This is a genomic window from Paraburkholderia sp. Clong3, assembly GCF_050436485.1.
Lineage (GTDB): Bacteria > Pseudomonadota > Gammaproteobacteria > Burkholderiales > Burkholderiaceae > Paraburkholderia > Paraburkholderia tuberum.
Genome location: NZ_JBNDMH010000003.1, coordinates 426,556 through 452,602 on the forward strand (window position 1 = coordinate 426,556; position 26,047 = coordinate 452,602).

Annotated in this window: 25 protein-coding genes; 20 read left to right on the forward strand and 5 right to left on the reverse strand. The window is 62.0% G+C overall.

Annotation, left to right across the window (positions count from 1 at the left end):
* Window positions 1-25 precede the first annotated feature (25 nt).
* Genes OKW30_RS25415 through OKW30_RS25430 form a run of 4 tightly spaced genes read right to left on the reverse strand, consistent with a single transcriptional unit; the run spans window position 26 to window position 3,774 of the window.
* The gene (locus OKW30_RS25415) at window positions 26-790 is read right to left on the reverse strand and encodes a glucose 1-dehydrogenase (RefSeq protein WP_018425530.1); all 765 of its coding nucleotides are present in this window, start codon (window positions 788-790) and stop codon (window positions 26-28) included.
* A gap of 38 nt (window positions 791-828) precedes the next feature.
* The gene (locus tag OKW30_RS25420) at window positions 829-2,082 is read right to left on the reverse strand and encodes a CaiB/BaiF CoA transferase family protein (RefSeq protein ID WP_184032199.1); all 1,254 of its coding nucleotides are present in this window, start codon (window positions 2,080-2,082) and stop codon (window positions 829-831) included.
* 2 nt (window positions 2,083-2,084) lie between these two features.
* A complete protein-coding gene (locus OKW30_RS25425; RefSeq protein WP_090808761.1) occupies window positions 2,085-2,561 on the reverse strand; it encodes a MaoC family dehydratase in 477 nt (158 codons plus the stop codon).
* A 49-nt stretch (window positions 2,562-2,610) separates the two neighbouring features.
* On the reverse strand, window positions 2,611-3,774 hold the full coding sequence (locus OKW30_RS25430; RefSeq protein ID WP_429347933.1) for an acyl-CoA dehydrogenase family protein: 1,164 nt from the start codon (window positions 3,772-3,774) through the stop codon (window positions 2,611-2,613).
* Between the two features lie 387 nt (window positions 3,775-4,161).
* On the opposite strand from OKW30_RS25430, the gene OKW30_RS25435 reads away from it, so the two are divergent.
* The 15 genes from OKW30_RS25435 (at window position 4,162) to OKW30_RS25505 (ending at window position 19,477) form a co-directional block, all read left to right on the forward strand.
* The gene (locus OKW30_RS25435; protein WP_018425526.1) at window positions 4,162-4,527 is read left to right on the forward strand and encodes a Zn-ribbon domain-containing OB-fold protein; all 366 of its coding nucleotides are present in this window, start codon (window positions 4,162-4,164) and stop codon (window positions 4,525-4,527) included.
* 59 nt (window positions 4,528-4,586) lie between these two features.
* Complete coding sequence (locus tag OKW30_RS25440; protein WP_429347934.1) at window positions 4,587-5,738, forward strand: thiolase; 1,152 nt, start codon at window positions 4,587-4,589, stop codon at window positions 5,736-5,738.
* Window positions 5,739-5,843: 105 nt separating this feature from the next.
* Window positions 5,844-6,644, forward strand: a complete 801-nt coding sequence (locus tag OKW30_RS25445; protein ID WP_429347935.1) for an enoyl-CoA hydratase/isomerase family protein — start codon at window positions 5,844-5,846, stop codon at window positions 6,642-6,644.
* An 11-nt stretch (window positions 6,645-6,655) separates the two neighbouring features.
* On the forward strand, window positions 6,656-7,462 hold the full coding sequence (locus tag OKW30_RS25450) for an enoyl-CoA hydratase/isomerase family protein (protein WP_429347936.1): 807 nt from the start codon (window positions 6,656-6,658) through the stop codon (window positions 7,460-7,462).
* Between the two features lie 17 nt (window positions 7,463-7,479).
* Window positions 7,480-8,295, forward strand: coding sequence for an enoyl-CoA hydratase/isomerase family protein (locus tag OKW30_RS25455; RefSeq protein ID WP_429347937.1), 816 nt, complete (start codon window positions 7,480-7,482; stop codon window positions 8,293-8,295).
* A gap of 44 nt (window positions 8,296-8,339) precedes the next feature.
* Complete coding sequence (locus OKW30_RS25460) at window positions 8,340-9,194, forward strand: SDR family oxidoreductase (protein WP_429292126.1); 855 nt, start codon at window positions 8,340-8,342, stop codon at window positions 9,192-9,194.
* A 3-nt stretch (window positions 9,195-9,197) separates the two neighbouring features.
* The gene (locus tag OKW30_RS25465) at window positions 9,198-10,340 is read left to right on the forward strand and encodes a CaiB/BaiF CoA transferase family protein (protein WP_429347938.1); all 1,143 of its coding nucleotides are present in this window, start codon (window positions 9,198-9,200) and stop codon (window positions 10,338-10,340) included.
* A gap of 43 nt (window positions 10,341-10,383) precedes the next feature.
* Window positions 10,384-11,583 carry an acyl-CoA dehydrogenase family protein gene (locus OKW30_RS25470; RefSeq protein ID WP_429347939.1) on the forward strand — a complete coding sequence of 400 codons (1,200 nt, stop codon included), beginning with the start codon at window positions 10,384-10,386 and terminating at the stop codon, window positions 11,581-11,583.
* 31 nt (window positions 11,584-11,614) lie between these two features.
* Window positions 11,615-12,769 (forward strand): acyl-CoA dehydrogenase family protein, encoded by a 1,155-nt coding sequence (locus tag OKW30_RS25475; protein ID WP_429347940.1) that lies wholly within the window; start codon window positions 11,615-11,617, stop codon window positions 12,767-12,769.
* Between the two features lie 34 nt (window positions 12,770-12,803).
* A complete protein-coding gene (locus OKW30_RS25480; protein WP_184064303.1) occupies window positions 12,804-13,970 on the forward strand; it encodes an acyl-CoA dehydrogenase family protein in 1,167 nt (388 codons plus the stop codon).
* Between the two features lie 16 nt (window positions 13,971-13,986).
* A complete protein-coding gene (locus OKW30_RS25485; protein WP_090808781.1) occupies window positions 13,987-14,793 on the forward strand; it encodes an enoyl-CoA hydratase in 807 nt (268 codons plus the stop codon).
* Window positions 14,794-14,815: 22 nt separating this feature from the next.
* Window positions 14,816-15,685 carry a MaoC/PaaZ C-terminal domain-containing protein gene (locus OKW30_RS25490; protein WP_090808783.1) on the forward strand — a complete coding sequence of 290 codons (870 nt, stop codon included), beginning with the start codon at window positions 14,816-14,818 and terminating at the stop codon, window positions 15,683-15,685.
* Between the two features lie 139 nt (window positions 15,686-15,824).
* Window positions 15,825-17,033, forward strand: a complete 1,209-nt coding sequence (locus OKW30_RS25495; protein ID WP_429349168.1) for an acyl-CoA dehydrogenase family protein — start codon at window positions 15,825-15,827, stop codon at window positions 17,031-17,033.
* Between the two features lie 39 nt (window positions 17,034-17,072).
* The gene (locus OKW30_RS25500; RefSeq protein WP_429349169.1) at window positions 17,073-18,176 is read left to right on the forward strand and encodes an acyl-CoA dehydrogenase family protein; all 1,104 of its coding nucleotides are present in this window, start codon (window positions 17,073-17,075) and stop codon (window positions 18,174-18,176) included.
* A gap of 71 nt (window positions 18,177-18,247) precedes the next feature.
* Complete coding sequence (locus tag OKW30_RS25505) at window positions 18,248-19,477, forward strand: cytochrome P450 (protein ID WP_184032499.1); 1,230 nt, start codon at window positions 18,248-18,250, stop codon at window positions 19,475-19,477.
* Window positions 19,478-19,621: 144 nt separating this feature from the next.
* On the opposite strand, the gene OKW30_RS25510 is transcribed toward OKW30_RS25505, so the two are convergent.
* Window positions 19,622-20,281 (reverse strand): TetR/AcrR family transcriptional regulator, encoded by a 660-nt coding sequence (locus OKW30_RS25510; RefSeq protein ID WP_184064309.1) that lies wholly within the window; start codon window positions 20,279-20,281, stop codon window positions 19,622-19,624.
* 734 nt (window positions 20,282-21,015) lie between these two features.
* Here OKW30_RS25510 and OKW30_RS25515 point away from each other — a divergent pair.
* From OKW30_RS25515 to OKW30_RS25535, 5 genes are all read left to right on the forward strand, one after another.
* Entirely contained in the window at window positions 21,016-21,411 is a 396-nt protein-coding gene (locus OKW30_RS25515; RefSeq protein ID WP_429347941.1) for a hypothetical protein, read from the forward strand.
* A 199-nt stretch (window positions 21,412-21,610) separates the two neighbouring features.
* Window positions 21,611-23,308, forward strand: coding sequence for a DUF1302 domain-containing protein (locus OKW30_RS25520; protein ID WP_429347942.1), 1,698 nt, complete (start codon window positions 21,611-21,613; stop codon window positions 23,306-23,308).
* Between the two features lie 14 nt (window positions 23,309-23,322).
* A complete protein-coding gene (locus OKW30_RS25525; RefSeq protein WP_429347943.1) occupies window positions 23,323-24,672 on the forward strand; it encodes a DUF1329 domain-containing protein in 1,350 nt (449 codons plus the stop codon).
* A 26-nt stretch (window positions 24,673-24,698) separates the two neighbouring features.
* Window positions 24,699-24,917: a DUF1329 domain-containing protein gene (locus OKW30_RS25530; protein WP_409340004.1), complete on the forward strand. Its 219-nt coding sequence runs from the start codon at window positions 24,699-24,701 to the stop codon at window positions 24,915-24,917.
* Between the two features lie 53 nt (window positions 24,918-24,970).
* Window positions 24,971-26,035 carry a WD40/YVTN/BNR-like repeat-containing protein gene (locus OKW30_RS25535; RefSeq protein WP_429347944.1) on the forward strand — a complete coding sequence of 355 codons (1,065 nt, stop codon included), beginning with the start codon at window positions 24,971-24,973 and terminating at the stop codon, window positions 26,033-26,035.
* The last annotated feature ends 12 nt before the right edge of the window (window positions 26,036-26,047 follow it).

Sequence of the window (26,047 nt, forward strand, 5' to 3'; positions counted from 1 at the left end):
TGGTTGATTGCGTTCGCGGAGCCGTTTATCCGGCCATTGTCAGACCGCCCGACACGCTGATGACCTGACCGCTGATGAACGCGGCGTCGTCACTCGCGAGAAAGGCCACCACGCCCGGGATGTCGCCAGGTTCGCCCATGCGGCCGAACGGCACGGCCTTCACGAGGGCGGCCTTGATGCGCTCGCCTTTCTCGCCCTGCGCGAGGTTGTCGAGAAGCGGGGTCGCGGTCGGGCCGGGGCAAACGACGTTGACGGGAATCATCTGGCGGGCCATTTCGCGTGCCATCGTCTTCGTGAAGGCGATGAGGCCGCCTTTGCAGAACGAGTACACCGCTTCCATCGAGGAGCCCACGCGTCCCGCATCCGACGAGATGTTGACGACGCGGCCACGGCCGCGTTCGGCCATCCGTCGCAGCACGGCATGGTGCATGTTCAGCGGTCCGTACAGATTGATTGCCACCACCTTGTCCCAGAACGGTTTCTCGGTTTGCAGGAAGAACGCACCCATGTCCCAGCCGGCGTTGTTCACGAGAACCTCGATCGGTCCCAGTTCTTCCTCGACTCTCGCCACCGCGGCATGCACACCTTCGTGATCCGTGATGTCGACGCGGTAGGCTCGCGCCTTGCCGCCCGCCGCCTCGATTTCCGCCGCGACACGCACGGCGCCTTCTTCGTTCAGGTCGAACAACGCGACGGTCGAACCTTCGTCGCCGAATCGTCTGCTGATGGCGGTTCCGATCCCACCTGCCGCGCCAGTGACGACGACGACCTTCTCCTTGAGCCCCTTCATTGATTCCCTCCGTGATGTGCGAGGCGCTGTCGCGCCAGTTAATCCTTGCTCAGCGCTTCCGATACGGCTTCGCCCCTTCCTGTGGCCCGGGCGAGGAGCGCGCTCGCTTCGTCCGCGCTATATCCCGCTTCGACCAGAACCTGGATGCTGTGCTCGCCGAGATTCGGCGGCAGATAGCGAACGTTGCCGGGCGACTCGGAGAAGTGCACCGGTATCGAGGTCATGACCATGTCGCCTTCGGTCGGGTGCTCGAAGCGCTGGAAGAACCCGGTCTCCTTGATGTACGCGTCGTGCATCAGGTCTTTCAGGTCGCGCACGGGACCGTGCGGCACGTCTGCCGAGGCGAAGATCGCATTCCATTCCGCAGTCGTCTTGTTGCGGATGGCGTCGCCGACGATGCGATACAGCTCGCTGATGTTGCGCATACGCTCGGCCATGTGGTGAAAGCGCGGGTCGTCGAGCAGATGCGCTGCATCGATTGCGCACAGCACGCGGCGCCATTGCTCGTTATTCACGGCGAGCAGGCAGATATGCCCGTCTTTTGTCGCGTAGGGCCGGCGGTGCGGCGAGAACATGCGCGGATAGCCCAGGCCGGTTCCGTCATTGGAGCCCAGCGCACCTTCCCAAAGATGCTCGAAGAGATTGAATTGCAGCATCGTTTCGAACATCGGCACATGGACGAGTTGGCCGACACCGGTCCGCTCGCGGTGATAGAGCGCCATGCCGATCGACGACGCCAGCACGTAGCCGCAGAACTTGTCGACGATCACGGTGGGGAAGTACCGCGGCGAGCCGTCCGCGTCGCGGTTCATCGCGGCAATGCCGGTTTCGCCCTGAATCACGTCGTCGAAAGCGGGGCGGTCCTTGTAGGGTCCGTCGATTCGATAGCCGGCACCCGACGCGTACACGATGCGTGGGTTGCGCGCCCGCACGGTTTCATAGTCGATGCCGAGGCGCTCGGCGGCACTCGGGCGCATGCTGTGCACGATGACGTCGGCGGTCTCGACGAGCTTGAGCAGCGCTTCGCGGCATTCGGCCTGCTTCAGGTTCAGGATCACGCTGCGCTTGTTGCGGTTCATGATCGTATAGAACACGGCCATGTCGGGATTGCGGCCAGGGCCATTCTTGCGGTTCTGGTCGCCTTCGGGCGGTTCGATCTTGATGACGTCCGCGCCCATGTCGCCGAGTAGCTGCGTGGCGACCGGACCGAGCACGTTGATGGTCAGGTCGATCACGCGGACACCGGCTAACGGGCCGGTCGCCGGTTCGAGGGGTTGTTGGGGATTTTCCATGCTCAGGCCTTGTACTCCTTGCCTTTAACGAGTCTGAGCGGCGTGTACACCATCACTTCCGTGCCGTCCTGCCTGATCACGCGGTTGCGGGTGCGCACCAGCCCAAGTCCGGGGCGCCCCTTGCTAGGCCTGCATTCGATCACCTCGCATTCCACGTGAATCGTGTCGCCCACATAGGTCGGGCCTTTGATGTCGAGTTCCATGTTGAGGAACGCGAAGCCGACGCCCTGCATGGTGGCCTGCGTGAGCAGCCCTTCCATCAGCGTGAAGACCAGCGCGCCCGGCGCGACGCGCCCCTTGATGGCCGACTGCTCGCGAAGAAACTCGGTGTTGGTGAACAGAACTTCCAGCATGCCGGTCACCGAAACAAAATTCACGACATCCGTTTCGGTCACCGTGCGGCCCACGGTCTTGAACTTGCGTCCAACGGGCAGGTCCTCCCAGTGAATTCCCAGACCAACCGTTTCGATTTCTTCCATTGCCTGTCCTCTGTCGTTGTCGGCTCGGCTGTTAGCTGAGCTGTCGTTGTCAGTTCTTCCTGATGCGGCCTAGCACGCTGTCCGCGACGATGTTGCGTTGGATCTGGTTGGTCCCTTCGATGATCTGCACCACCTTCGCGTCGCGGAAATAACGGTTGATCGGGTACTCGTTGGAGATGCCTGCGGCGCCGAATAGCTGCACGGCATCGGTCGCGACCTTCATGGCGACATCCGACGCGAACATCTTCGCCATCGCCGCCATTGGGGCGAGTTCACGGCCGCTAACGCCCGCATCGACGAGCGACGCCGTGCGATAGACGAGTTGGCGCGCGGCCTCGGTCTGGGTGACCATGTCAGCGATCATCCAGCGCACACCCTGAAAGTTGCTGATGCTCTGGCCGAATGCAACGCGGTCCTGAATGAATTTGACGGTGTGATCGATCGCGCCCTGCGCGATGCCAACCGCGCGCGCGGCCACGATGGGACGGCTCGTGTTGAGCGCCTCCATTGCCACCTTGAACCCCTGGCCGCCTTCCGGCCCGAGACGGTCTTCCGCGCGGATCAAGGCATCGTCGAAATAAAGGGGGCACGACGCCACGCCGCGCGCGCCCATCTTGTCTTCTTCGTTGCCGATCGTCAGGCCCGGCGTGTTGCGATCGACGATGAAAAGATTGATCCCCAGCGCCTGTCCTTCCTCGTCGAGCGTCCTGGCGGCGACGAGAATGAAGTCCGCGATATGCGAATTCGTGCACCAGATCTTGGAGCCGTTGAGCACATAGCCGCCGTTCTTGCGGCGCGCTGTCGTGCGAATGCCCGAAACGTCGGAGCCGCTTTGCGCTTCGGTAATGGAGAGAGCACCGCGTAAGTCACCGGAGGCGAGCCCCGGCAGAAGGCGGGCCTTCTGCTCTTCCGTGCCGCCTTCAAGAATGGCTCCGAACGGTGTCCATTGCACGACCAGCAGATAGCCCGTGTTGTAGCAAACCCGCCCGAACTCCTCGACGGCGATGCACGCCGACATCAAACTCGCGGCGCCGCCGTACGCTTCAGGAAACGGCAACGTGAAGAGGCCAAGCTCCTTGAGCAGTGCGTACATGTCGTGCGGATACCCGGCCGTACGGTCGATCTCGTCGGCCCGCGGCGCCACGCGCTCCCGTGCGACGCGACGGATGAGGTCGCGGATCTGAAGCTGGTCGTCTGTTAGTTCGTATGTCACTTCGAGCTCTCTTGCCAACGGTTTTTTCGGGCCGGCCCCCGGATTCGTCTCCGGAGTGGGGATCCGTCGCCCCCGCCGGCCACTTCCTGATCACATTCGAAGTCTTCACGTTTATGAACAATGTTCGATAAAGTAAACGAAGGGCCAGGTGATCGTCAAGCGCTGAAACGCGGCTCCCGCGGGTTTGTCCGAGGTGCGTCGGGAATTTGGTCGGGATGTAGTTTCAGCCTTGCGCGGCGGGGCACGGCAGGGCTTTCCCGCCGTTGACAGCGCGCTCCCAGTGCGTTTAAGATTTGGAACAGTGTTCGGTTATTGGTTCCATTTTGGCCCGACAGAGCGGCTCGATTCGGCGTGAGCCCATGGCAAAACGATTTGAAGGAGCGGGGAATGGACTCTCTTTGTCCTGAAGTCGATTATCAGAAATTCCTGGCCGAGGGCCGCTTGATGATCCAGCGCAGCCGCGGCAGCGGCCGCTATGTCTTCTACCCGCGGGTGGCTGAGCCGGTTACCGGGATGCGCGATCTGGAGTGGGTCGAAGCCTGCGGGAAGGGCACGGTTTATTCCACTACCGTGGTGCGCCAGAAATCGCCCACGCCCAGCTACAACGTCGCAGTGATCGATCTGGAAGAAGGTGTGCGCATGCTGAGTTGTGTGGAGGGCATCGAGCCTGAGGCCGTGCGCATTGGCATGCCGGTGCAGGCGAAGATCGTGTACCGAGGGGATGCGGCATTGCTTGTGTTCGAACCAGCCTGACGCCCGCTAACCCGCAGCCGGCCGTCATCAGCCGGTCACACCGATGAAAGGTAGATCGAATGGAATTCAACTTGCGCGGGCGTACCGCACTGGTGGCAGGCGCCACCTATGGGATGGGGGAAGCACCTGGCTTGTCGTCGCTGGACCTTGCTGCGCGTGCGTCCGTTGACGCGCTCGCCCAGGTGGGACTTACGCCTGGCGATGTAGACGGCCTTTTCGTGTGCACGCCGGACGACATGCTGTCGGGTCTCACGTTTGCCGAATACCTCGGTATTAACCCGAAGTTCACCGACAACAACCGAAGCGGCGGATCGGCGTTCGAAATCTACGCGCACACGGCGGCCATGGCGTTGTGTACGGGACAGATCGAGGTTGCCTTGATTGCATATGGGAGCAATCAGCGCAGCGCGGCGGGCAAGCTCGTGCAGTCGTCGCGTCCTTCGCCGTGGGAGAGCCCGTATAAGCCGATGAATCCGGTGTCGTCGTATGCGCTTGCGGCGGCGCGTCATATGCATCAATACGGCACGAAGCGTGAGCATCTGGCCGAGGTGGCCGTCGCCGCGCGCAAGTGGGCGCAACTGAATCCGGATGCGTATATGCGCACGCCCATGTCGATCGACGACGTGATGGGCGCGCGCCTCGTGTCGGATCCGCTTTCCGTGCGCGATTGCTGCCTCGTGACGGATGGCGCGGCAGCGATCGTCATGGTGCGCGCCGATCGAGCGCGTGATCTCACCGACAAGCCGGTGTATCTGCTCGGCGCGGCTTCGGCCACTTCGCACCGCGAAATCGCGAGCATGCCGGATCTCACGGTGACTGCCGCAGCGGAATCGGGCAGGCGTGCGTATCAAATGGCGGGCGTGAAGGCGAACGATATCGACGTCGCGATGCTGTACGACGCCTTCACGATCAACACCATTCTGTTTCTCGAAGACCTCGGCTTTTGCCCTAAAGGCGAAGGCGGCCGCTTCGTTGCGGACGGCGGCATCGCGCCGGGCGGCCGGCTCCCGGTCAACACGAACGGCGGCGGTTTGTCGTGCGTTCACCCCGGCATGTATGGGCTGTTCCTGATGGAAGAATCGATGCGGCAATTGACGGGCCGCGCTGGTGAGCGCCAGATACCCGGTGCGAAACTGGCGATCGCGCACGGTAACGGTGGTGTGCTCTCGAGCCAGGCCACGGTGATTCTCGGGACGCAGGAAACCCTGTAAAGACACGCTGTGAGACACGCCGCCCGCCAGGGTCACTGTCAACAGCTTTGCATGGGATCGGAGTAAGCGCTAAAGCGCCAACCCCGATCGACAGGAGACGGACAGATGAGCGAAGAGACCAGCAACGATGCAGCAGAGATCGTACAGGTCCGGCAAGACGGTGCAATCGCGATCGTCACATTGAACTATCCCCAACGGCGAAACGCGTTTTCGCTAAAGATGCGCGAGACGTTGTACGCGCAGCTTTATCGCCTGATGCATCACGAGGAAGCCTGCCGTGCGATCGTACTGACCGGCGCGGGCAATACGTTTTGCGCGGGTGGGGACATCTCGGAGATGCAGACGCGCAAGGTGCTCGAATATCGACAGCGCAATGAACTGCCGCTCGATATATTCAGACTGATGGTGGAAGGCCCGAAAGCGATCGTCGCCGCCGTCGAAGGGTTTGCGTTTGGCGCTGGTCTGTCGCTCGCCGCCGCTTGCGATTACGTCGTCACGTCATCGGCCGCGCGCTATGCGAGCGCGTTCGTCAAGGTCGGGCTGCTGCCCGATACGGGGCTCTATTGGTCGTTGTCGCAGCGCGTGGGCGGCGGCCTTGCACGCGAGCTCATGCTGAGTGCCCGGGAGTTCAACGGCGTCGAAGCGGGCGAGACCGGTTTTGCCAATCAGGTCGTCGAGCCCGGCGAGGCGCTGAACGCGGCCTCGAAGGTGGCGCAACAGTACGCGGAACTGCCCTCGGTGGCCACCGCGCACCTGAAGGCCGCGCTCGCCACGGGCATCCGTACGCTCGACGACGCCATCGAAGCGGAAGTCAACCTGCAGCCCATCCTGCGCCGCAGCCGCGAACACCAGGAGGCCGTGCGCGCCTTCATGGAAAAGCGCAAGCCGGTGTTCGTGGCCGACTGAAGGAAGCCAACATGAGCGAAAAAGAAGCGGCAGAAAACGATACGACGTCGCTGATCGAGGTGACCCGTGAGGGACCGGTCGCGATCGTGACGCTAAACAATCCCCGACGCCGCAACGCGATGGGACGTCAGATGCGTCAGTTGTTGCGCGACACGATGCATCGGCTGATGGTGGACGATCCGGACTCGCGGGCAATCGTCCTGACGGGCGCGGGCGAGCACTTTTGCGCCGGCGCCGACATCTCCGAGATGACGAAGCGCACGATCCTGCAAAGCCGCGAGATTCTGGCGGAGTCGTGCGTGGTAGTGCGTGAAATGCAGGCGGGACCCAAGCCGGTCGTGGCGGCCGTGGAAGGCGTAGCCTTCGGCGCCGGGCTGTCGCTCGCGGTCGCGACCGACTATGTCGTGGCTGCATCGAATGCACGCTTTTGCGCGGCGTTTCTGCGCGTCGGCCTGATTCCGGACACCGGTATTCTGTGGACGCTTCCGAAGCGCATCGGGATGGCTCGCGCGAGGGAGATGCTCTCGCTCGCCACTGAAATCGACGGCGACAAGGCCGGCACGATTCACCTTGCCAACGAAGTCGTCGGGCCGGGTACTGCGCGCGCAAAGGCAATCGAAGTTGCGCGCGGTCTTGCCGACTTGCCGCCGCTCGGCGTGGCGCTGCTGAAGGACGCGCTGACCAACGCCGCGACGACCATGGAAGGCGCGCTGCGAGCCGAGATCGACTATCAGCCCATCCTGCGTCAGTCGAAAGACCATCAGGCTGCCTGTAAGGCGTTTATGGAAAAGACCGAACCGGTCTTCACAGGTGAGTGAGCGCGGGGAGCAACGCGATGAGTATCGAGCAGAAGGAAAATGCCGCGGGCGCCGACGAGATCGTGCAGGTGCGCCGTCAAGGCGACGTGAGCATTGTCACGATGAACTATCCCGAGCGCCGCAACGCGTTCTCCATGAGGATGCGCGTTGCGCTGACCGAGGTCTTGCACCGGCTAATGCACGACGATCCGCAAACGCGCGCCATTGTGCTGACAGGCGCGGGCGGCCATTTTTGCGCGGGCGGCGACCTGTCCGAAATGCACGCGACCACTCTACAGTTGCTGGCGCTTCGTGAGCGTATCGCGGTGGGCGTGCGTCTGTTCAAGCTGATTTATACGGGCACGAAGCCGGTCGTCGCGGCGGTGGAGGGCACGTGCTATGGAGCGGGGCTGTCGCTGGCGGCTGCATGCGATGTCGTGGTCGGTGCCGATACCGCGAAGTACTCATGTGCGTTCGGCAAGGTCGGACTGCTTCCCGACACTGGAATTCTATGGACGCTGCCGCAAAAGGTCGGCGGCAGCAAGGCGCGTGAGTTGATGCTGAAAGGCGATGTCATCGACGCGGCCACGGCGCGCCGCATCGGCCTGGTCAGCGAGGTGGTCGCGAGCGGCGGCGCGCTCGATGCGGCGATCGAGGCCGCGGCGCGCTTCGCGAACTATCCGCCAGTGACGCTGGCGCTCCTGAAGGCGAGCCTCGTCAATGCGGGCAATTCGATCGAAGACGCATGCCGCCTCGAAACTGACCTCAATCCGCTGACCCGTCAAACGAGCGACCACGCGGAGGCGGTGACGGCCTTCATGGAAAAACGCAAGCCGGTTTTCACGGGTGCCTGACGCCGCCATTCTCCGTTGCTGTCTCTACTGGAAGTTCAACGCATATGTTTACGCCTGACCTGCTGAAGAACAAAAGAATCCTCATCACCGGGGGAGGCACCGGCCTTGGTAAGAGTATCGGCCTGCGCTACCTCGAACTGGGCGCCGATCTCGTCATCTGCGGTCGCCGCAAGGAAGTGCTGGACGCAACGGCCGACGAGTTTCGCGGCGTCGTGCCTGGCGCGCGTGTCACGACGGTGCAGGCGGACGTGCGCAGCGCCGAGTCCGTCGAGTCGATGATGGAGACCATCTGGCGCGATGGTCCGCTCGACGTATTGCTGAACAACGCGGCGGCCAACTTCATCGCGCGCACGGAAAGCCTGTCGGCGCGCGCGGTGGATGCGGTGCTCGACATCGTGCTGCACGGCAGCTTCTATTGCACGATCGCGGCGGGCAAGCGCTGGATCGACGCGGGTCAGCCGGGCAACGTGATCAGTACCGTATCGACGCCCACGATGACCGGCTCGGCCTTTACCGTGCCGTCCGCGGCCGCGAAGGCGGGTATTCTCGCCATGACCCGCAGCCTTGCGGTCGAGTGGGGCCCGAAGGGCATTCGCCTGAACGCGGTGGCGCCCGGACTGTTCCCGACGCCGGGCGCATGGGAGCAGTTGTACCCGCCGGGCTCGCAGGTCGAGCCGCAGGAGCGCTCGGTGCCGCTGAGGCGCTTCGGCGATCACGCGGAACTTGCCAATCTCTACGCTTATCTGGCGTCCAATGGCTCCGGCTACATCACCGGCGACATGATCGTGATCGACGGCGGCCGCTGGATGCAGGGGGTGGGCGGCCCGACCTTCCGCGCGATGCAGGACTGGACCGACGAGCAATGGGACGCCATGCGCGCCCACGCTCGCAAGGGTTGAACCATGGGTCCGCTTGCAGGAGTTCGAATCATCGAGCTGGCCGGCATCGGCCCGGGGCCCATGGCGGCGATGCTGCTCGCCGATCTGGGTGCGACGGTGTTGCGCATCGAACGTCGCCGGCCGGTCAAGCTCGGTATCGAGCGTCCACTGCGCTACAACCTGTTGCTGCGCAACCGAAAGACGATTGCGCTCGACCTGAAAGACCCGGAGGCCGTCGAACTCGTGCTCACGCTGGTGGAGCGCGCCGATGCCCTGATAGAAGGTTTCCGACCCGGCGTGACCGAGCGACTCGGGCTGGGTCCGCAGGCCTGCCTCGAACGCAATCCGAAGCTCGCTTACGGGCGCATCACGGGATGGGGCCAGGAAGGTCCGCTCGCGCAGTACGCCGGGCATGACCTGAACTACATCGCGATCACCGGCGTCCTCAACGCAATTGGCCGCCGCGATCAGCCGCCGTCGATACCGCTGAATCTGATCGGCGACTATGCGGGCGGTTCGCTGTACCTTGCAATGGGGCTCCTGTCGGCGATCCTGCATGCGCGCAACGGCGGCGCGGGACAGATCGTGGATGCCGCGATCGTCGACGGCACGGCCAACCTTGCTACCACGTTCTTCGGCATGCAGGCTGCCGGCATCTGGCGCGACGGGCGCGGGACGAATATCACGGATTCGGGATCGCACTTCTACGACGTTTATGAATGCGCGGACGGCAAGTGGATTACGGTCGGCCCCATCGAGGACAAGTTCTATCTCGAACTCCTCCGCCTGCTCGACATCGATCCGCAAACCCTGGGTACGCAGCTCGACGCCAGCAACTGGCCCGCCGCGCGCGCACTGTTCGCGCTGAAATTCAAGCGACGCACACGCGAGCAATGGACCACCTTGCTCGAACACACGGACGCGTGCTTCGCACCGGTTCTGTCGTGGACCGAGGCACCCGGGCATGCGCATCTGAAGGCGCGGGGCACGTTCATCGAAGTGGACGGCATCGTGCAGCCCGCGCCGGCGCCGCGCTTCTCCGCCACGGTGCCCGCGAAGCCGACGGCGCCCGAGGCACCCGACGCGACCACGATCGACGCCGCGCTGGCGGCATGGCTCGAACCGGGCCGCATTGGCGAGTTGAAAGAAGCGGGAACGCTGGCCTGAGCCGCGCCCGACAGGCGACCCATAAGGACGAAACGAGACACTCATGGATCTGCGATATACCGACGAAGAGCTGGCGTTCCGCAATGAGGTCAGAGCCTTCTTCAAGGAAGCGCTGCCGGCCGACATCCGACGCAAAGCTACCTTGGGGCAGCGCTATTCGGCGGCCGACCTGCGCCGCTGGCAACGCATGCTCTACGAGCGCGGCTGGGCGACGCCAGCGTGGGACAAGGCGTGGGGCGGGACGGGCTGGAGCGCGGTGCAGCAATACATCTTCAAGGAAGAGCTGCACATGGCCCCGGCGCCCGAGACGCTGTCATTCAACGTGAACATGATCGGTCCGGTTTTGATCGCGTTCGGCAGCGAGGAGCAGAAGCGCCATTTCCTGCCTCGCATCGCGAGCCTCGAATACTGGTTCTGCCAGGGATTCTCCGAGCCCGGCGCCGGTTCGGACCTGGCCGCGCTGCGGACCCAGGCGGTGCGCGACGGGGACCACTACGTCATCAACGGCCAGAAGCTGTGGACTTCGACGGCGCATCACGCGGACTGGATGTTCTGTCTCGTGCGCACGGATTCGAGCGGCAAGAAACAGCAGGGCATCACGTACCTGCTGATCGACATGAAGACGCCGGGCCTGACCGTGCGCCCGATCGTCACGATCGACGGCCACCATGAAACCAACGAGGTGTTCTTCGACAACGTGCGCGTGCCGGTTGCGAATCGCATTGGCGAAGAGAACAAGGGTTGGGATTACGCGAAGTATCTGCTCGGCAACGAGCGCAGCGGGATTGCGCGCGTGGGCATTTCGAAGATGCGCGTGCGCCACGCGAAGGATCTTGCGAAGCGCGTGCCCTGCGGCGACGGTGTGCTGTGGGACGACTCGCGTTTTCGTGAACGTGTCGCGGCCGTCGAGGTGGAACTGAAGGCCTTGGAGATGACGCAGATGCGCGTGATCGCCGAGAGCAGCGCGCAGCAGAGCCACGTGCCCGACCCGAAGACTTCGATCCTGAAGATCAAGGGTTCGGAGCTGCAGCAACTCGCAGCTGAATTGCTCCTCGAGGTGGCAGGGCCGGATGCTTTACCGCTCGATCTCGACTTCCTGCGTGGGCTTGCCGATCCAATTCGCGAACCCGAATGGGCGCTCACCGTTGCGCCGAATCACTACTTCGCGCGCCATGTCTCGATCGTGGGCGGCTCCAACGAGATTCAGAAGAACATTCTCGCCAAGTCCGTACTCGGACTTTGAGCGACGGGCGAACTGCGGAGAAGCATCAGATATGGACTTTGATTTCACCGATGAGCAACGCATGCTCAAGGACAGCGTCGACCGGCTCGTCAAAGACGAGTACGGGTTCGAGCAGCGCGCGAAGTATCTCGCTGACCCGGACGGTTTCAGCCGCGAGCTTTGGGCGCGTTATGCCGACATGGGTCTGTTGGGCCTTTCGTTTGACGAGGAATACGGCGGCAGCCACTGCGGCCCTGTCGAAACGATGATCGTGATGGAAGCGTTGGGCCGCGCTCTCGCGGTCGAACCGTATCTCGCGACGGTCGTGCTGGGCGGCGGCTTGGTGCGGCTTGGCGGCAACGCGGCGCAACGCGCGGCGATTCTGCCGCAGATTGCGCAGGGCGAGTTGCAGATGGCGTTCGCGCACAGCGAGGCGCAGGCGCGGTACGACCTCGCGGACGTTGCGACCACCGCTCGGCGCGAAGCCGCCGGCTGGGTGCTCGACGGCGCCAAGCGCGTTGTGCTCAACGGCGGCAGCGCCGACGTTCTCGTGGTGTCGGCGCGCGTGTCCGGTGGTAGGCGCGAGCGTGACGGCATCGGGCTGTTCGTGGTCAGGGGCGACGCGCAGGGCGTGACGCGCCACACGTATCCGACGCAAGACCGGCTGCGTGCGGCAGACATTCAGTTGTCCGGCGTGCGCGTTCCAGATAGCGACGTTCTGGGCACCGCGGGCGCCGCGTTGCCGCTGATAGAAACGGTCGTTGCGCACGCGATCGCGGCGGTGAGCGCGGAAGCCGTAGGTGCAATGGCAGCTGCGCACGAAGAAACCGTGGAGTATCTGAAGGTCCGCAAGCAGTTCGGGGTGCCTATCGGATCATTCCAGGCGCTCCAGCATCGTGCAGTCGACATGCTCGTCATGGTGGAGCAGGCGCGCAGCATGGCGCTCTTCGCGACCATGATGAGCGAGGAGCCGGACGCGGCGGAACGCGATCGCAGTATGTCGGCGGCGAAAGTGCAGATCGGACGCTCGGGCCGCTTCGTCGGTCAACAAGGCGTGCAATTGCACGGCGGCATCGGGATGACCGAGGAGTGCAAGATCGGTCACTACCTGAGACGCCTGAGCGTGATCGATATCCAGTTCGGCTCGACCGAACATCATCTGACCCAGCTCGCCAATGCCGGCGGACTGATCGATGCAGCAGCGTGAACCGCGCGTCCAGCCAAGCAAACGGAAACCATTCATGAGCCGAATTTCCCCACCCGATCAATATCAGGAACTGCGCGACGCCTTGCGCGACCTCTCGAAGGCGTACCCCGACGAGTACTGGCGCCGCATCGATCACGAGCGCGTCTATCCCGAGGCGTTTGTGGACGCGCTGACGAAGGCCGGCTGGATGGCCGCGCTGATCCCTCAGGAGTATGGCGGTTCAGGTCTCGGGTTGACCGAGGCGTCCGTGATCATGGAGGAGATCAACCGCAACGGCGGCAACTCTGGCTTTTGTCATGGCCAGATGTACAACATGAATACGCTGCTCAGAAACGGCTCGGAGGCGCAAAAGCGCAAATACCTGCCGAAGATCGCGAGCGGAGAATTGCGTCTGCAATCGATGGCTGTGACCGAACCGACCACCGGAACGGACACGACGAAGCTGAAGACCACTGCTGTAAAAAGAGACGACCGGTACGTGGTGAACGGCCAGAAGGTATGGATTTCGCGCGTGCAGCATTCGGACATGATGATCCTGCTCGCACGCACCACGCCGTTGTCGGACGTGAAGAAGAAGTCGGATGGGCTGTCGTGCTTTCTCGTGGACCTGCACCAGGCTATCGGCAATGGCCTGACCGTGCGGCCGATTCCGAACATGGTCAATCACGAGACGAACGAACTGTTCTTCGACAATCTGGAGATTCCTGAAGAGAACCTGATTGGCGAGGAAGGCAAGGGCTTCAGGTACATCCTCGACGGACTCAACGCCGAGCGCGCACTGATCGCGGCCGAGTGCATCGGCGACGGCTACTGGTTCGTCGAGCGCGCGTCGAAGTACGCCAGCGAGCGTATCGTGTTCGACCGGCCCATCGGTATGAACCAGGGCATCCAGTTCCCGATCGCCGAGGCATACATCGACGTGCGCGCGGCGGATCTGATGCGCTACAAGGCCTGCGAACTGTTCGACAACCATCAACCGTGCGGCGCGGAAGCGAACATGGCGAAGCATCTCGCGGCCACGGCTTCGTGGAAAGCCGCGAATGCCTGTCTGCAGACCCATGGCGGCTTCGGTTTCGCCTGCGAATACGATGTCGAGCGCAAGTTCCGCGAAACCCGGCTCTATCAGGTGGCGCCGATTTCGACGAACCTGATTCTGTCCTACGTCGCCGAGCACGTGCTCGACCTGCCGCGTTCATTCTGAGCTTTGGAGGGATCTGATGCGCTTCGAGACCATTCTGTACGACGTCAAGGACCGGGTAGCGACGATCACGCTGAACCGTCCGGAACACATGAACACCTGGAACGACCAGGTGGCGACCGAAGTGTACGAGGCGATGCAAGCGGCGGGCGCGGACCATGGCGTGCGCGTGATCGTTTTCACCGGCGCGGGCAAGGCGTTTTGCGCGGGCGGCGATATTCACAGCTTCGGCGGTGATCCCGCCGCGCTCATGACGAAGCTCCCGCGTCCGTTCGACATGCGCAAGCGCGCCGACTGGCAAACGCGCTGCTCTTACTATCCGGCCATTCCGAAGCCGGTGATCGCGATGCTCAACGGCGCTACCGTCGGCATTGGCCTGATCCATGCCCTTTTCTGCGACATCCGCTTTGCGTCCGAAGACGCGACCATCACGACGGCATTCGCGCGCCGCGGCCTGAGCGCGGAATACGGCATGGCCTGGATACTCGCGCGTCACGTCGGCCAGGCACACGCGCTCGACCTGCTGCTGTCGGGACGCAAGATCAAGGGGCGCGAAGCCGAACGTATGGGACTCGTGAATCGGGCAATTCCGGCGGACAAGCTGGTCGAGGAGACCTATGCGTACGCGCGTGAAATGGCGGAGTACTGCTCGCCGCGCTCGATGCGCATCATGAAGGAGCAGGTCTGGGAGGTGCCGTTCCAGACGCCCCACGAGGCGGTGATACACGCCGGGTTGGACATGCCGATCGCCAACCAGTGCGATGACTACAAGGAAGGCATGGCGAGCTTTCTCGAGAAGCGCAAGCCCAACTTCACGGACTACTGAGCACACATAGGACTACCACTTCATGCTGAACTACGAAGTCGTCAAGAACTGGCCGATCGAAGATGTCACGCAGACATATAGCGAGCGCGACGTGATGCTGTATTCGCTAGGTCTCGGGTTGGGCGCAGACCCGCTGGACGCAGAACAGCTGCGCTACGTATATGAAAAGGACCTGCAAGCGATGCCGACTTGCGCGGCCGCGTTCGCGTGGCCGAAATCATGGATGCGCGATTCGCGTACGGGCATCGACTACCTGAAGCTCGTGCACGGTGAGCAGGACGTTCGCTTCATGCGCCCGATGCCGGTTGCAGCGACCATCGTCAGCAAGACGCGGGTGAGCCGCATCTCGGACAAGGGCGCGGGCAAGGGCGCGATCGTCGAGCTCAAGCGTGACATCATCGACGCCTCGACGGGCGAACAACTTGCCGAAGTCCGGCAGGTGTCCTTTCTGCGCGGCGACGGAGGGTTCAGCGCCGGGTCGGGCGCGAGCGACGCGCCGCCCGAAGCGCTTCCGGCTGTGCCGGAGCGCGCGCCGGACGCGGAATACGTCTTTTCGACCGGCGCGCACGCAGCGTTGATCTACCGCCTTTCGGGCGACGCCAACCCCCTGCACGCGGACCCGGAGGTGGCGTCGAAAGCCGGATTCAACCGGCCCATTCTTCACGGCCTCGCGACCTATGGCATGGCGGGTTACGCCGCGATTCGCACCTTCGCGGGCAACGACGCAAAGCGTCTGAAGCGACTCGCCTTGCGCCTGACCGCGCCGGTGTACCCCGGCGAAGAAGTGCGCTTCCAGTTCTGGCGGGACAGTGACACGCGTCTGCATCTGCGGGCGCGAGTCGACGCACGCGATGTGGTGGTGCTGAACAACGGAATCGTGGAAATTGCCTGAAACCGCGCCCGGCAGCGCCGACGTGCTTTGCCGGGCCGCGACTGGAGCCTGAAATGAAACGACCCCCATGCTCACTGTTGTTCGCGGCCCCCCGGGGGGGCTTCAGCCTCCCTTGGGGGCGGCCCGGCGGGAGGCTGAAATGGACCTGAAAGAGAGTCCCGCCGACAAGGAATTTCGCGCCACGGTGCGCGAATTCGTAGCGACTCATTTGCCCGACGACATTCGTGAACGGGTGCTGAACTTCCGCCATGTGCCGCGCGAAGACTACGTGCGCTGGCAACGCATTCTGGCCGGGAAGGGATGGGGCGCACCTGCGTGGCCCGCGCAATTCGGCGGCGCCGCCTGGAATGCCGCGCAGCGCAACATTTTCGACGAGGAATGCTTTACCGCCGGCGCGCCGCGCCAGATGCCGTTTGGCCTTTCGATGGTTGGACCTGTCATCCAGAAGTTCGGCACCGACGCGCAGCGCGAACGGTTCCTGCCGCGCATCATCTCGATGGAGGACTGGTGGTGTCAGGGTTACTCCGAGCCGGGTGCGGGTTCCGATCTGGCGTCGCTCAAGACGCGTGCGGACCGCGTCGAGCGCGACGGTCAACCGTTCTACGTCGTCAACGGCCAGAAGATCTGGACCTCGTTTGCCCAATGGGCGAACTGGATTTTCTGCCTGGTCCGCACGGATGGCAGCGGCCGCCCACAGGAAGGCATCTCGTTCCTGCTGATCGATATGTCGACGCCCGGCATGACGGTCAGACCCATCCGCACGCTTGACGGCGGCCACGACGTCAACGAAGTGTTCTTCGACAATGTGGCAGTGCCAGTGAGCAATCTCGTCGGTGAGGAGCATCGCGGCTGGTCGATCGCCAAGTATCTGCTCGGCCACGAGCGGACCAACATCGCCGGCCTCGGCAACTGCAAGCGTTTCATGCGACGTCTGAAGGAGATTGCCAGCACCGAGCGTAAGCACGGCAAGCCTCTCATCGAGGACGTTCGCTTTCGCGATCGCATCGCCAGGGTGGAAATCGATTTGATCGCGCACGAATGGTCGCTGCTGCGCGTCGTCTCAGCCGAAACTGCAGGACGTCCCATCGGACCGGAGGCTTCGGTGCTGAAAATCCGCGGTTCGGAGATTCAGCAGGAGCTTACGGAGCTGATCATGGAATGCGCAGGCCCCTATGCGGTGCCTTTTGTAAGCGAAGCGCTGGAGGCGGACTGGCGCGGCGAAACCGCGAACGGCGAGCTGCTCAACGCGCTGGCCGCGCACTACCTGGACTGGCGCAAGATTTCGATCTACGGCGGTTCGACTGAAGTGCAGAAAAACATCATCGCCAAGCAGGCGCTCGGCATCTGAGGACACGCCATGGACTTCACGCTGGTTGAAGAGGAACAGATGCTGGCCGACGTGGTCGGCCGTTTCGTCGAAAAGGAATACGACTTCGAGGCGAGGCGCCGTCTCGCCGCTACTCCCGGGGGCTGGTCGGCTGCGCACTGGACGACGCTGGCCGAAATGGGCGTGCTGGCGCTGAACGTGCCGCAGGATCATGGCGGCCTTGGCACGGGCCCGGTCGAGACCATGCTCGTGATGGAGGCCTTCGGCCGTGGGCTCGTACTGGAGCCGTTTGTTTCGACGGCCGTGATCGGCGCGAAGCTGATCGGGCGCGCGGGACACGAGGCGCGCAAGGCGGAGTGGCTGGCTGGTATCGCGGACGGCAGCCTGAAGACCGCGCTGGCGACGCTTGAACCGGGCGCGCGTTTCGATTTGTGGAATGTTGCGATGAGGGCCGAGCCAACGCGTGACGGGTTCATCCTGAATGGACGCAAAGGCGTTGTACTGCACGGCGACAGCGCGGACATTCTGCTGGTTTCGGCGCGTAGCGCAGGCGAGCAGACCGACAAGCACGGCATCACACTCTTCGCCGTCGATGCGCGAACGCAAGGCGTCAGCGTCAAAGGATTTCCGGCACTCGACGGGCAGCGTGTCGCCGAGGTGGTGCTGGACGACGTGCACGTCGATGCAAGTGCTGTCATCGGCGTCGTCGATCAGGGCTACCCGTTGCTCGAGTGGACCGTCGATCAAGGTATTTTCGCGCTGTGTGCGGAAGCGGTGGGCGCGATGTCGCGGCTGAGCGATCTGACCTTTGAATACCTGCGCACGCGAAAGCAGTTTGGTTCGCCGATCGGCAAATTCCAGGCGCTGCAGCATCGCGCCGCCGATATTTTGACCGCCGTAGAGCAGGCGAAATCGATGGTCTACTTTGCGGCGGCGAAACTTGGCGATGACGACGAGCTGGAAGCCCATCGTGCTGTGACTGCCGCAAAGGCGCTGATTGGCCGTAGTGCACGCTTCGTGGCGCAGCAAGCGGTACAACTGCACGGCGGGATGGGCATGACGGACGAACTGGCGGTGGGCTGGTACGTGAAGCGGCTCACCTGCATCGACATGACTTGGGGAAACACCGAACACCATATCGAGCTGTACGGTGCGTTCCTGTAATTGCAGTTAATCAGACGACAAGAATGGCCCCGACCGCACATGCCGGTCGATTTGAAGAAAGGAGACAACTGATGTCAGTAGCTGCTCATGGCGCGACTCCGGAGCTGGCGCCAATTCCCGCGCACGTATTGCCTGAACGAGTGTTCGACATCGATATCTACAATCCGCCGGGTGCCGAAGACGACTACCATCTCTCGCTCAAGCAGTTGCACGCCGAAGGCATTCCCGACATTCTCTGGACACCCCGCAACGGCGGACACTGGATCGCGACGCGCGGCGATGACATCTATCACATCCTCAAGGACTATGAGAATTTCTCGTCGAAGCAGCTGACAGTGCCGCTCGTCGAGCATCAACCGTTGCCGCCGATCTTCTTCGATCCTCCGCAGCACACCGCCTATCGCGCGCTGATCGCGCCCGCGTTCATGCCGCAGGCAATCGGCAAGCTCGAGGAGAAGGCGCGCGAAATGGCGATCGAATTGATCGACGGCTTTTATCTTAAGGGCGAGGTGGAATTCGTATCGGGGTTTGCGCAGCATCTTCCGATCGGCATTTTCATGAACATGGTGGCGCTGCCCGCCGAGGATCGCGAGTACTTGCTCGGCCTCGCTGACAAGATGGTCCGTCCGGTCGATGCCAACGAGAAGCTCAAGGCGCTCGGTGCGATTTTTCAGTACCTGGGGGTGAAGATTGCGGAACGCCGCGCCAACCCGGGTGACGATCTCATCAGCAAGATTGTCCATTCGAAGATCGACGGGCGCGCGCTCACCGACGAAGAAGTGCGGGGGCTCTGTGGTCTCGTGCTGATTGGCGGCCTCGACACGGTTGCCTCGGCAATGGGCTTTATCGCGCGATTCCTCGCCGGGAGCCCGGCCCACCGCAAGCAGCTCATCGACAACCCCGAACTGACGCAGAAGGCCGTGGACGAGCTTCTGCGGCGCTTCCCGGTGGTCAATCAAGGGCGGCGGATCACACACGATTTCGAGTACAAGGGCGTGCAGATGAAGGCGGGTGACATGATCATCATGCCGACCACACTGCACGGTCTGGACGAGAGGAAGTTCGACGATCCGCTGAGCGTCGACTTCGCTCGGCCTACGCCGATTCATTCGACGTTCGGCAATGGCGCGCATCGTTGTCCCGGCTCGTTCCTTGCGCGCGTGGAGTTGAAGGTTTTCCTTCAGGAATGGCTTAAGCGGATTCCCGATTTCCAGATCAAGCCTGGCGAGAAAGCGGGTGTCCACGGAGGTGTGAACGGCACGCTATACCACTTGCCTCTTGTCTGGGACGTGGTCCGCTGAGGATCGGTCACAATGGCCTGAGCAGGCCATTGCGACCATGTGCGTCTGTAGAAGGGGATCCGCGGCTCGGTGCGCCCGTCACATGGCGCCGACCGCTCCATCCGGGCCGGGCGCGATTCTGGCACAAGCAGCTGCCTTGCAGTTTTATGGAGATGCCTTGCTCAACGCTCGCCAGACGACCTTCATGGCGTGACGGAATGAGTCCGCATTAAATGTGTCCGCGCCGGACCGGCGAAGAAAGACGACCAGACCGTGCAGATGTGAAAGGAGTAGGGCGCCGCGCAACGTGCATTCTCCCGAGGGCAAGGTTGGGTTGATCTGCGCGATCAGTTCCGCCAGGAGACCCTGAAAATCCGCAGTAGATTTCGCCATCAGGGCATGCAGAAAGGGCTCATGCTCTGCGAGGCTCCAGCATTCCAGCACAAAGGCGCTAACGCGGTTTCCGCCGCTCGCCGTCAGTACGGAGAACGCCTCGTCGACGATGACATCCAGTCGTGCTTCCGGTGACCGGGATTTGTCTTGGGCGATCGTCCGATAGTGCTCGAAATAGCGATCCGTGTATGCCTCGATCGTGGCCCGCAATAGTTCTTCGCGAGTGCTGAAGTAGTGCTGCAAGGTCCTCAGTCGAATCCCTGCCTCGCTGGCAATGCGGCGTTGAGTGAAACCAGCGTTACCTTCGGATGCGAAGACCTCGATCGCCACTTCGATGATGGCGGGCACGCGGGTCGTTCTGTTCCCGCGCCGTCTGGGCCCGTCTGCTGCCGTGTTGCCGAGGTCTGCCGATGAGATGGTCAGGTCTTTCATCTGTTGTGCTCTCCTTGGCGTCTGCTGTCCTCGCGCTTGTTGCCAGTCCGGGATGTGTATCTGCGGGCTATACCCCGCCTGGTACGAACGGCGTTCAATCCTGATCGGGCAGCGCCGGCATTGACCTGATGATAGTCGGCTGACGAATAAATATGCGTCTTCTGACTAATTAGCTTTTAGATAAAGCCTGATCCAGTCACTCGCGGCATCACATATCCTACCCGAATAAAGGGTAGATTTGTCCATACCAGCATTTCCCCTGGTGTCATCTGGGCTTGATAATGGGTCGACTGACTACTACTATTTAGTCAATCGACACATTACGCCGGAAACCGACCATTCCCATGTGTCGCAAGCCGAAGCAGCAGATCCGCAGGGTTTGGGGGTGGCCGGTTAGAGTCGCCAATTTGCGTTCGTGGTTGTGATGTCAGCAGCGCGTACAGGGCGGTAGAAGGAGCTGGACATGAAGGTTGGGGAAGGTTCTTTGCGTTCGCTGATCGACAAGTGGATTGCGCCCACTGCAACCACCTCGGTGCACATCACCCGATGTACTTTCGCAAATTCAGGCCAGACGAGGTGTGTACTTGCGCGGTCGTCCGCCGCGGAGAACTCCTTCGCGATATTCTTCTTTCGGCACGCCGACGGGGCATGGCGCGTGTTCCCGCCTCCTCCCCGCAAACCAGAAAGGCACTTCTACGCAGGAACGGGATAAGGGATTCGTCTGATCGCGGTCCATGAACAGCCTATATAAAAGGACTGCAAAGGAAACTGATCCGATCGCACAAGCGTTTTCGGCTGCTTCTGCGATTCGTCCTGCTTTCGCGCTTGAATGGAAAGACGGAAAGGCCGGCTCATCGTTGCCTGCACTGCGTACCGGACTAGAATCGAAGAATCCCGGCTGCGCCCGGCCTGCCTATCGATTCATCATCGGCTCAAACGGTTTTCCGAAAGCCATCCATGGTTTGCATCGTCAATCTGCGCAGTCGAATCGGACACCTCGCAAATGCAAGCGTCGCCACTGTCTCGTCAGCGTCACGCGGCCATGCGCGGACCGCTTCGAGTTCATCACCAAACTCAAATCCACGTTTACCCCGCGTTTTGAACGTCGTTCGGAAAATTGCATCACTTAGGGGTGAGCGAGCGTTGACAGTCGAGTTTCGAGCGTTTATCTTTCCGAACAGCATTCGCATTATGGTGGCGCTGTGGGAGGTATCCGAGGCGCGATGCTGACGAGGTAGGGAGGCCGGTTTCGCTTCATTGCAAAAGTCTGCGGCAGTCCAACGGCCTGGGCCTTTTCTGCGGCAGCGCGACAAAGACAAGAGGAGACGCATGAAACAGAAGAGTCTAAAGCCAAGTGCGATCAGCCTTGGCGTGCACGCGACCTGCATCGCTGCAGCGTGCGGGTTGTGGAGCGCGAACGCCAACGCCTTCCACTTCGATGTGCCGAACCCGGACATCGACATGGAATGGGACAACACGGTGCGTGCGGACTACGGCATCCGGCTTCAGAACCCGAGCCACTTCTACACGAACAGCCCGACCTACGACGAAGGCGATCTATCGACGCCGAAGTTCAGCACGATCCAGTCGATGCTGAACCTCTACAGCGAATTCGATTTCAAGTACAAGGACACGTCCGGCTTCCGCATCAGTATGGACGCGTGGTACGACCCGACGTTCAAGAATCACAATACGAGCAATCCTGCATTTCCTCCGAACTATCCGAACAACGAGTACACCAGCTACATCAAGAAGTACTACCAGGGGCCGAGCGCCGAGCTGCGTGATGCGTTCGTGTTCCACACTTTTGACCTCGGTGGTCACTCTGTCAACGTCAAGCTCGGCCGGACGGCGGTCACCTGGGGGCAGTCGGCGTTTGCTACGCTGGGTGGCGCGAACTCGGTGGCCATCGGTCAGCAGCCGCTCGACCTGATGAAACTGACGCAGAGCCCGAGCGCTTCGCTCAAGGAAATCGTGTTGCCGACGGCTCAGGCCGACGTGACGACGAACATTACCGACACGTTCTCTCTCGGCGCACAGTACACGTTCGAATGGAATCACGATCGGCTGCCTGAAGGCGGCACATATTTCGGCGGTGCCGATCCTATTCTTTACGGCCCTCCGATCGCCAGCTACCAAAACATTCCGGGGCTGGGCACATTCGCGATTCCGCGCATCGCGCCGACGAAAGGCCAGATCGGCGATATCGGCATCGACGGCAAGTGGCGTGTCGATTCGATCGCAACGACCTATGAATTTACGTACCGCCACTTCGCCATGAAGATGCCGTGGGCGGCGGTGCTACTCCCCGGTGCCGGACCCGAACTCTTCCCGGGCACCAACCTTCCCGGTGTTACGGCGAAATACGGCAACGACGTGAACCTGATCGGCGCTGGCTTCAACAGTGCGATCGGCAGCGCGGCAGTGGCAGGCGAGCTGTCGTATCGCTGGAACATGCCACTCAACGCCGTCAACACGACGACGGTCAACGATGCGCCGACAGGTCGCACGCTGCACGGTCTGCTGAACGTCACGCAGTCGTTCGGCAAGACGCCCATGTGGGACAACATGTTCCTGCAGGCGGAATTCGCGTTCAACCAGCTGCTAAGCGTGCAATCGAATGCGCGGAATTTTGCCAACTCCAGCTATGACACCACGGGCCAATGTTCGGCATCGGGCAACTCCGCGTTCAACAACTGCTCGACGCGCTTCTGGGCCGGGGTCGGCATTGGTGCGAGCCCGCAGTGGTATCAGGTATTCCCTGGGGTTGATTTGACGATGCCGCTGTTCGTTAATCTGAATCTGAAGGGCTACTCATCTGTCATCGCGCCGGCGGCCGAAGCACAGGGGCAGAACACCTTCGTGGTCGGGCTTGACTTCACGATCTACAACAAACATGAGGTGGACATTACCTACACCTACTACATGAACAAGAAGGGGTACTCAACGGCGGGAGCCGCGACGGCGCTCGGTGCACCGTACAGCGACAAGTCGTGGATCGGCATCACCTATCAGACAACGTTTTGATGATGGAGGCACGTGTGAAAAGATTCCCAAAGCTTCTTAAGGCGCTGGCGATACTCGCCGCGGTTTGGGCCTCGCCGTATACGCTGGCGATCGAGAGTGGGATCACGCCGTTCGGCGCGGAAATTGCCGGCAACAAGGACGGCACGATTCCGGCCTACACGGGGGGCATCAAGGACTTTCCGACCGGGTTCAAGGCCGACTCCGGTAAATGGGCCGACCCGTTTCCTGGTGAAAAGCCGGTTCTGCAAATCACGGCTCAGAACTATCAGCAATACACCGACAAACTGAGCGCCGCCTCGATCGAGCTGTTCAAGCGCTATCCGACTTACCGGATGGACATTTACCCGACGCACCGCTCGGTTTCGTATCCGGACTGGTACCTTCAGAACTCGGAAAAGGACGCGGAAAGTGCCAAGCTCGAAAAAAATGGCCTTTATATCGATGGGGCGTTCGGCGGCAAGCCGTTCCCGGTGCCGAAAAACGGTCAGGAGGCGCTATGGGACTGGGAATTGCGCTACGTCGGAACGGCCCAGAAAAACAACGTGAAGACGTGGCTCGTCGATTCGAGCGGCACGCCGATTCTTGCTGCGCAGTTCAAGAGTTCGCTGCTCTATCCGTATTTCGAGTCGAAGGACGAAGCGGAGTTTCGCAAGAAGGGCCCCCTCGCGATCTGGTATCAGGTATATAACGACTACGCGTCACCGGCCCGCCTGATTGGCGACACGACGCTCTTCTGGTACTTCACGGATTCGGCCGATCACGATCAGCAATCGTGGGAATACAACCCGGGCCAACGCCGCGTGCGCGTGGCGCCCGATCTCGCCTACGACACGCCGAATCCCGGCTATTCCGGCGCGATCACGATGGACGACATCCAGTTGTTCTACGGCAAGATCGATCGCTGGAACGCGAAGCTGGTCGGCAAGAAGGAAATGTACATTCCGTACAACGACTACAAGCAGCAGTACGACACGCCGGCCAGCAAGATCACCACGCCGCATTTCGTGAATCCCGATTATGTCCGGTGGGAGCTGCACCGCGTATGGGTCGTGGAGCTGACGCTCAAGCCGGGCGCGCGTCACATCTACAGCAAGAAGACGCTGTACTTCGACGAGGATGGCGGCGGGGGAATGATGGATGCCTACGACCAGTCCGGCAAGCTCTATCGCGCCGGCTTTGAGACCACGGTTCCCGCGTACGACTACAAGGTGCCGTATTCGCTCGGTAACTGGTTCTACGACTTCAACAGCGGCATTTATATCTTCGGCAGCCATCCGGCAGACTCGCCCGGGATTTTCTTCAACGTGAATTTCCCAAATGACTACTTCACGCCGGAGCGTATGCAATCCGCGGGTGTGCGCTAATTGCGCGCCGAGTTGAGGATCAGGTATTGAGTGATGCGTCCCTGCCCGGCTTGCCTGGCGGGACGCATCACCAGCAGAACGCGAAGCTCGAAAAGGATGGCCTGTTCGTTTCCGGCGCATTCGGCGGCAAGCCGTTCCCTGTGCCGAAGGACGGTCAGGAAGCGTTGTGGGATTGGGAACTGCGCTACGTGGGTACGGCGCAGCGCAATAATGTGAAGACGTGGCGCACAAAGAAGTTTTCATAAAAAGCTCAGGACTGTTCGCGTGATCGATCGCCAGTTACTGTGAAGGAGACACAATGCGCAAGACCCTGTTTCGTTGGCTGGCAATCGTCGCCGCGGCATGCGCCGCGAGCGGGTCGGTCTACGCCGAATTCGCCGACCCGATGCGCTCGCCCGCCGTCATCAACCCGCAGGCCGCGCATGAACCGCTGATGGCGCTGGCGCAGGCCGGACAGCGTCTGGTCGCGGTAGGTCCGCGCGGAGTAATTCTCGTATCGGACGACGCCGCCGTGCACTGGCGCCAGGTACAGGTGCCGGTGAGTTCCGATCTGGTCGCCGTGACGTTCAAGTCGGCCGCGCTGGGCTGGGCGGTCGGACACGACGGCGAGGTGCTCCATACCACCGACGGTGGCAATAGCTGGACGCGACAGCTCGACGGCCAGCAGGCGGCCAGGCTGATGAGCGAGTACTACGCGAAGCAACAGGGCGATTCACCCGATCTCAAGGCATCGCGCGAAGAGGCCGAGCGCTTTGAAGCAGACCAGGGAGGCCGTCCGTTTCTCGACGTCTGGTTCGATGACGAGCATTCCGGCTGGGTCATCGGTTCGTTCAACATCATTTTTCATACCGACGACGGCGGCAAGAGCTGGGTGCCCTGGTTCGATCGCGTCGACAATCCCAACGCGTTGAACCTGCATGCGATGCGCCGTATCAACGGCACGCTTTATATCGCGGGCGAACAGGGGCTCTTGCTCAAGCTCGATCCCGACAAGCAGCGTTTCGTCGCGGTGCCTACGCCGTCGAAGGGTAGCTTCTTCGGTCTCGCTTCCACGCACAACGCGATGATCGTCTACGGTCTGCTCGGCAACGCGTATCGCTCCACCGACGGCGGCGCGACGTGGGACAAGATCACGCTGCCGACCGGCGCGAGCATTCTCGCTTCGGCTGAACTGCCGAACGGTCACCTTATTCTCGCGACCCAGGCGGGCGAGCTGCTCGAGAGCGTCGACCAGGGGGCAACGTTTCATACACTCGGCGCGAGCCAGCCAGGCGGCATCTTCGCCATGGCGCTGCGCGGCGACACCGCGGTGCTGGCCGGTGCGGCCGGCCTGTCGCGGATCGCATTGTCGAAGTTGCACTAAGGGGGAGCAGAC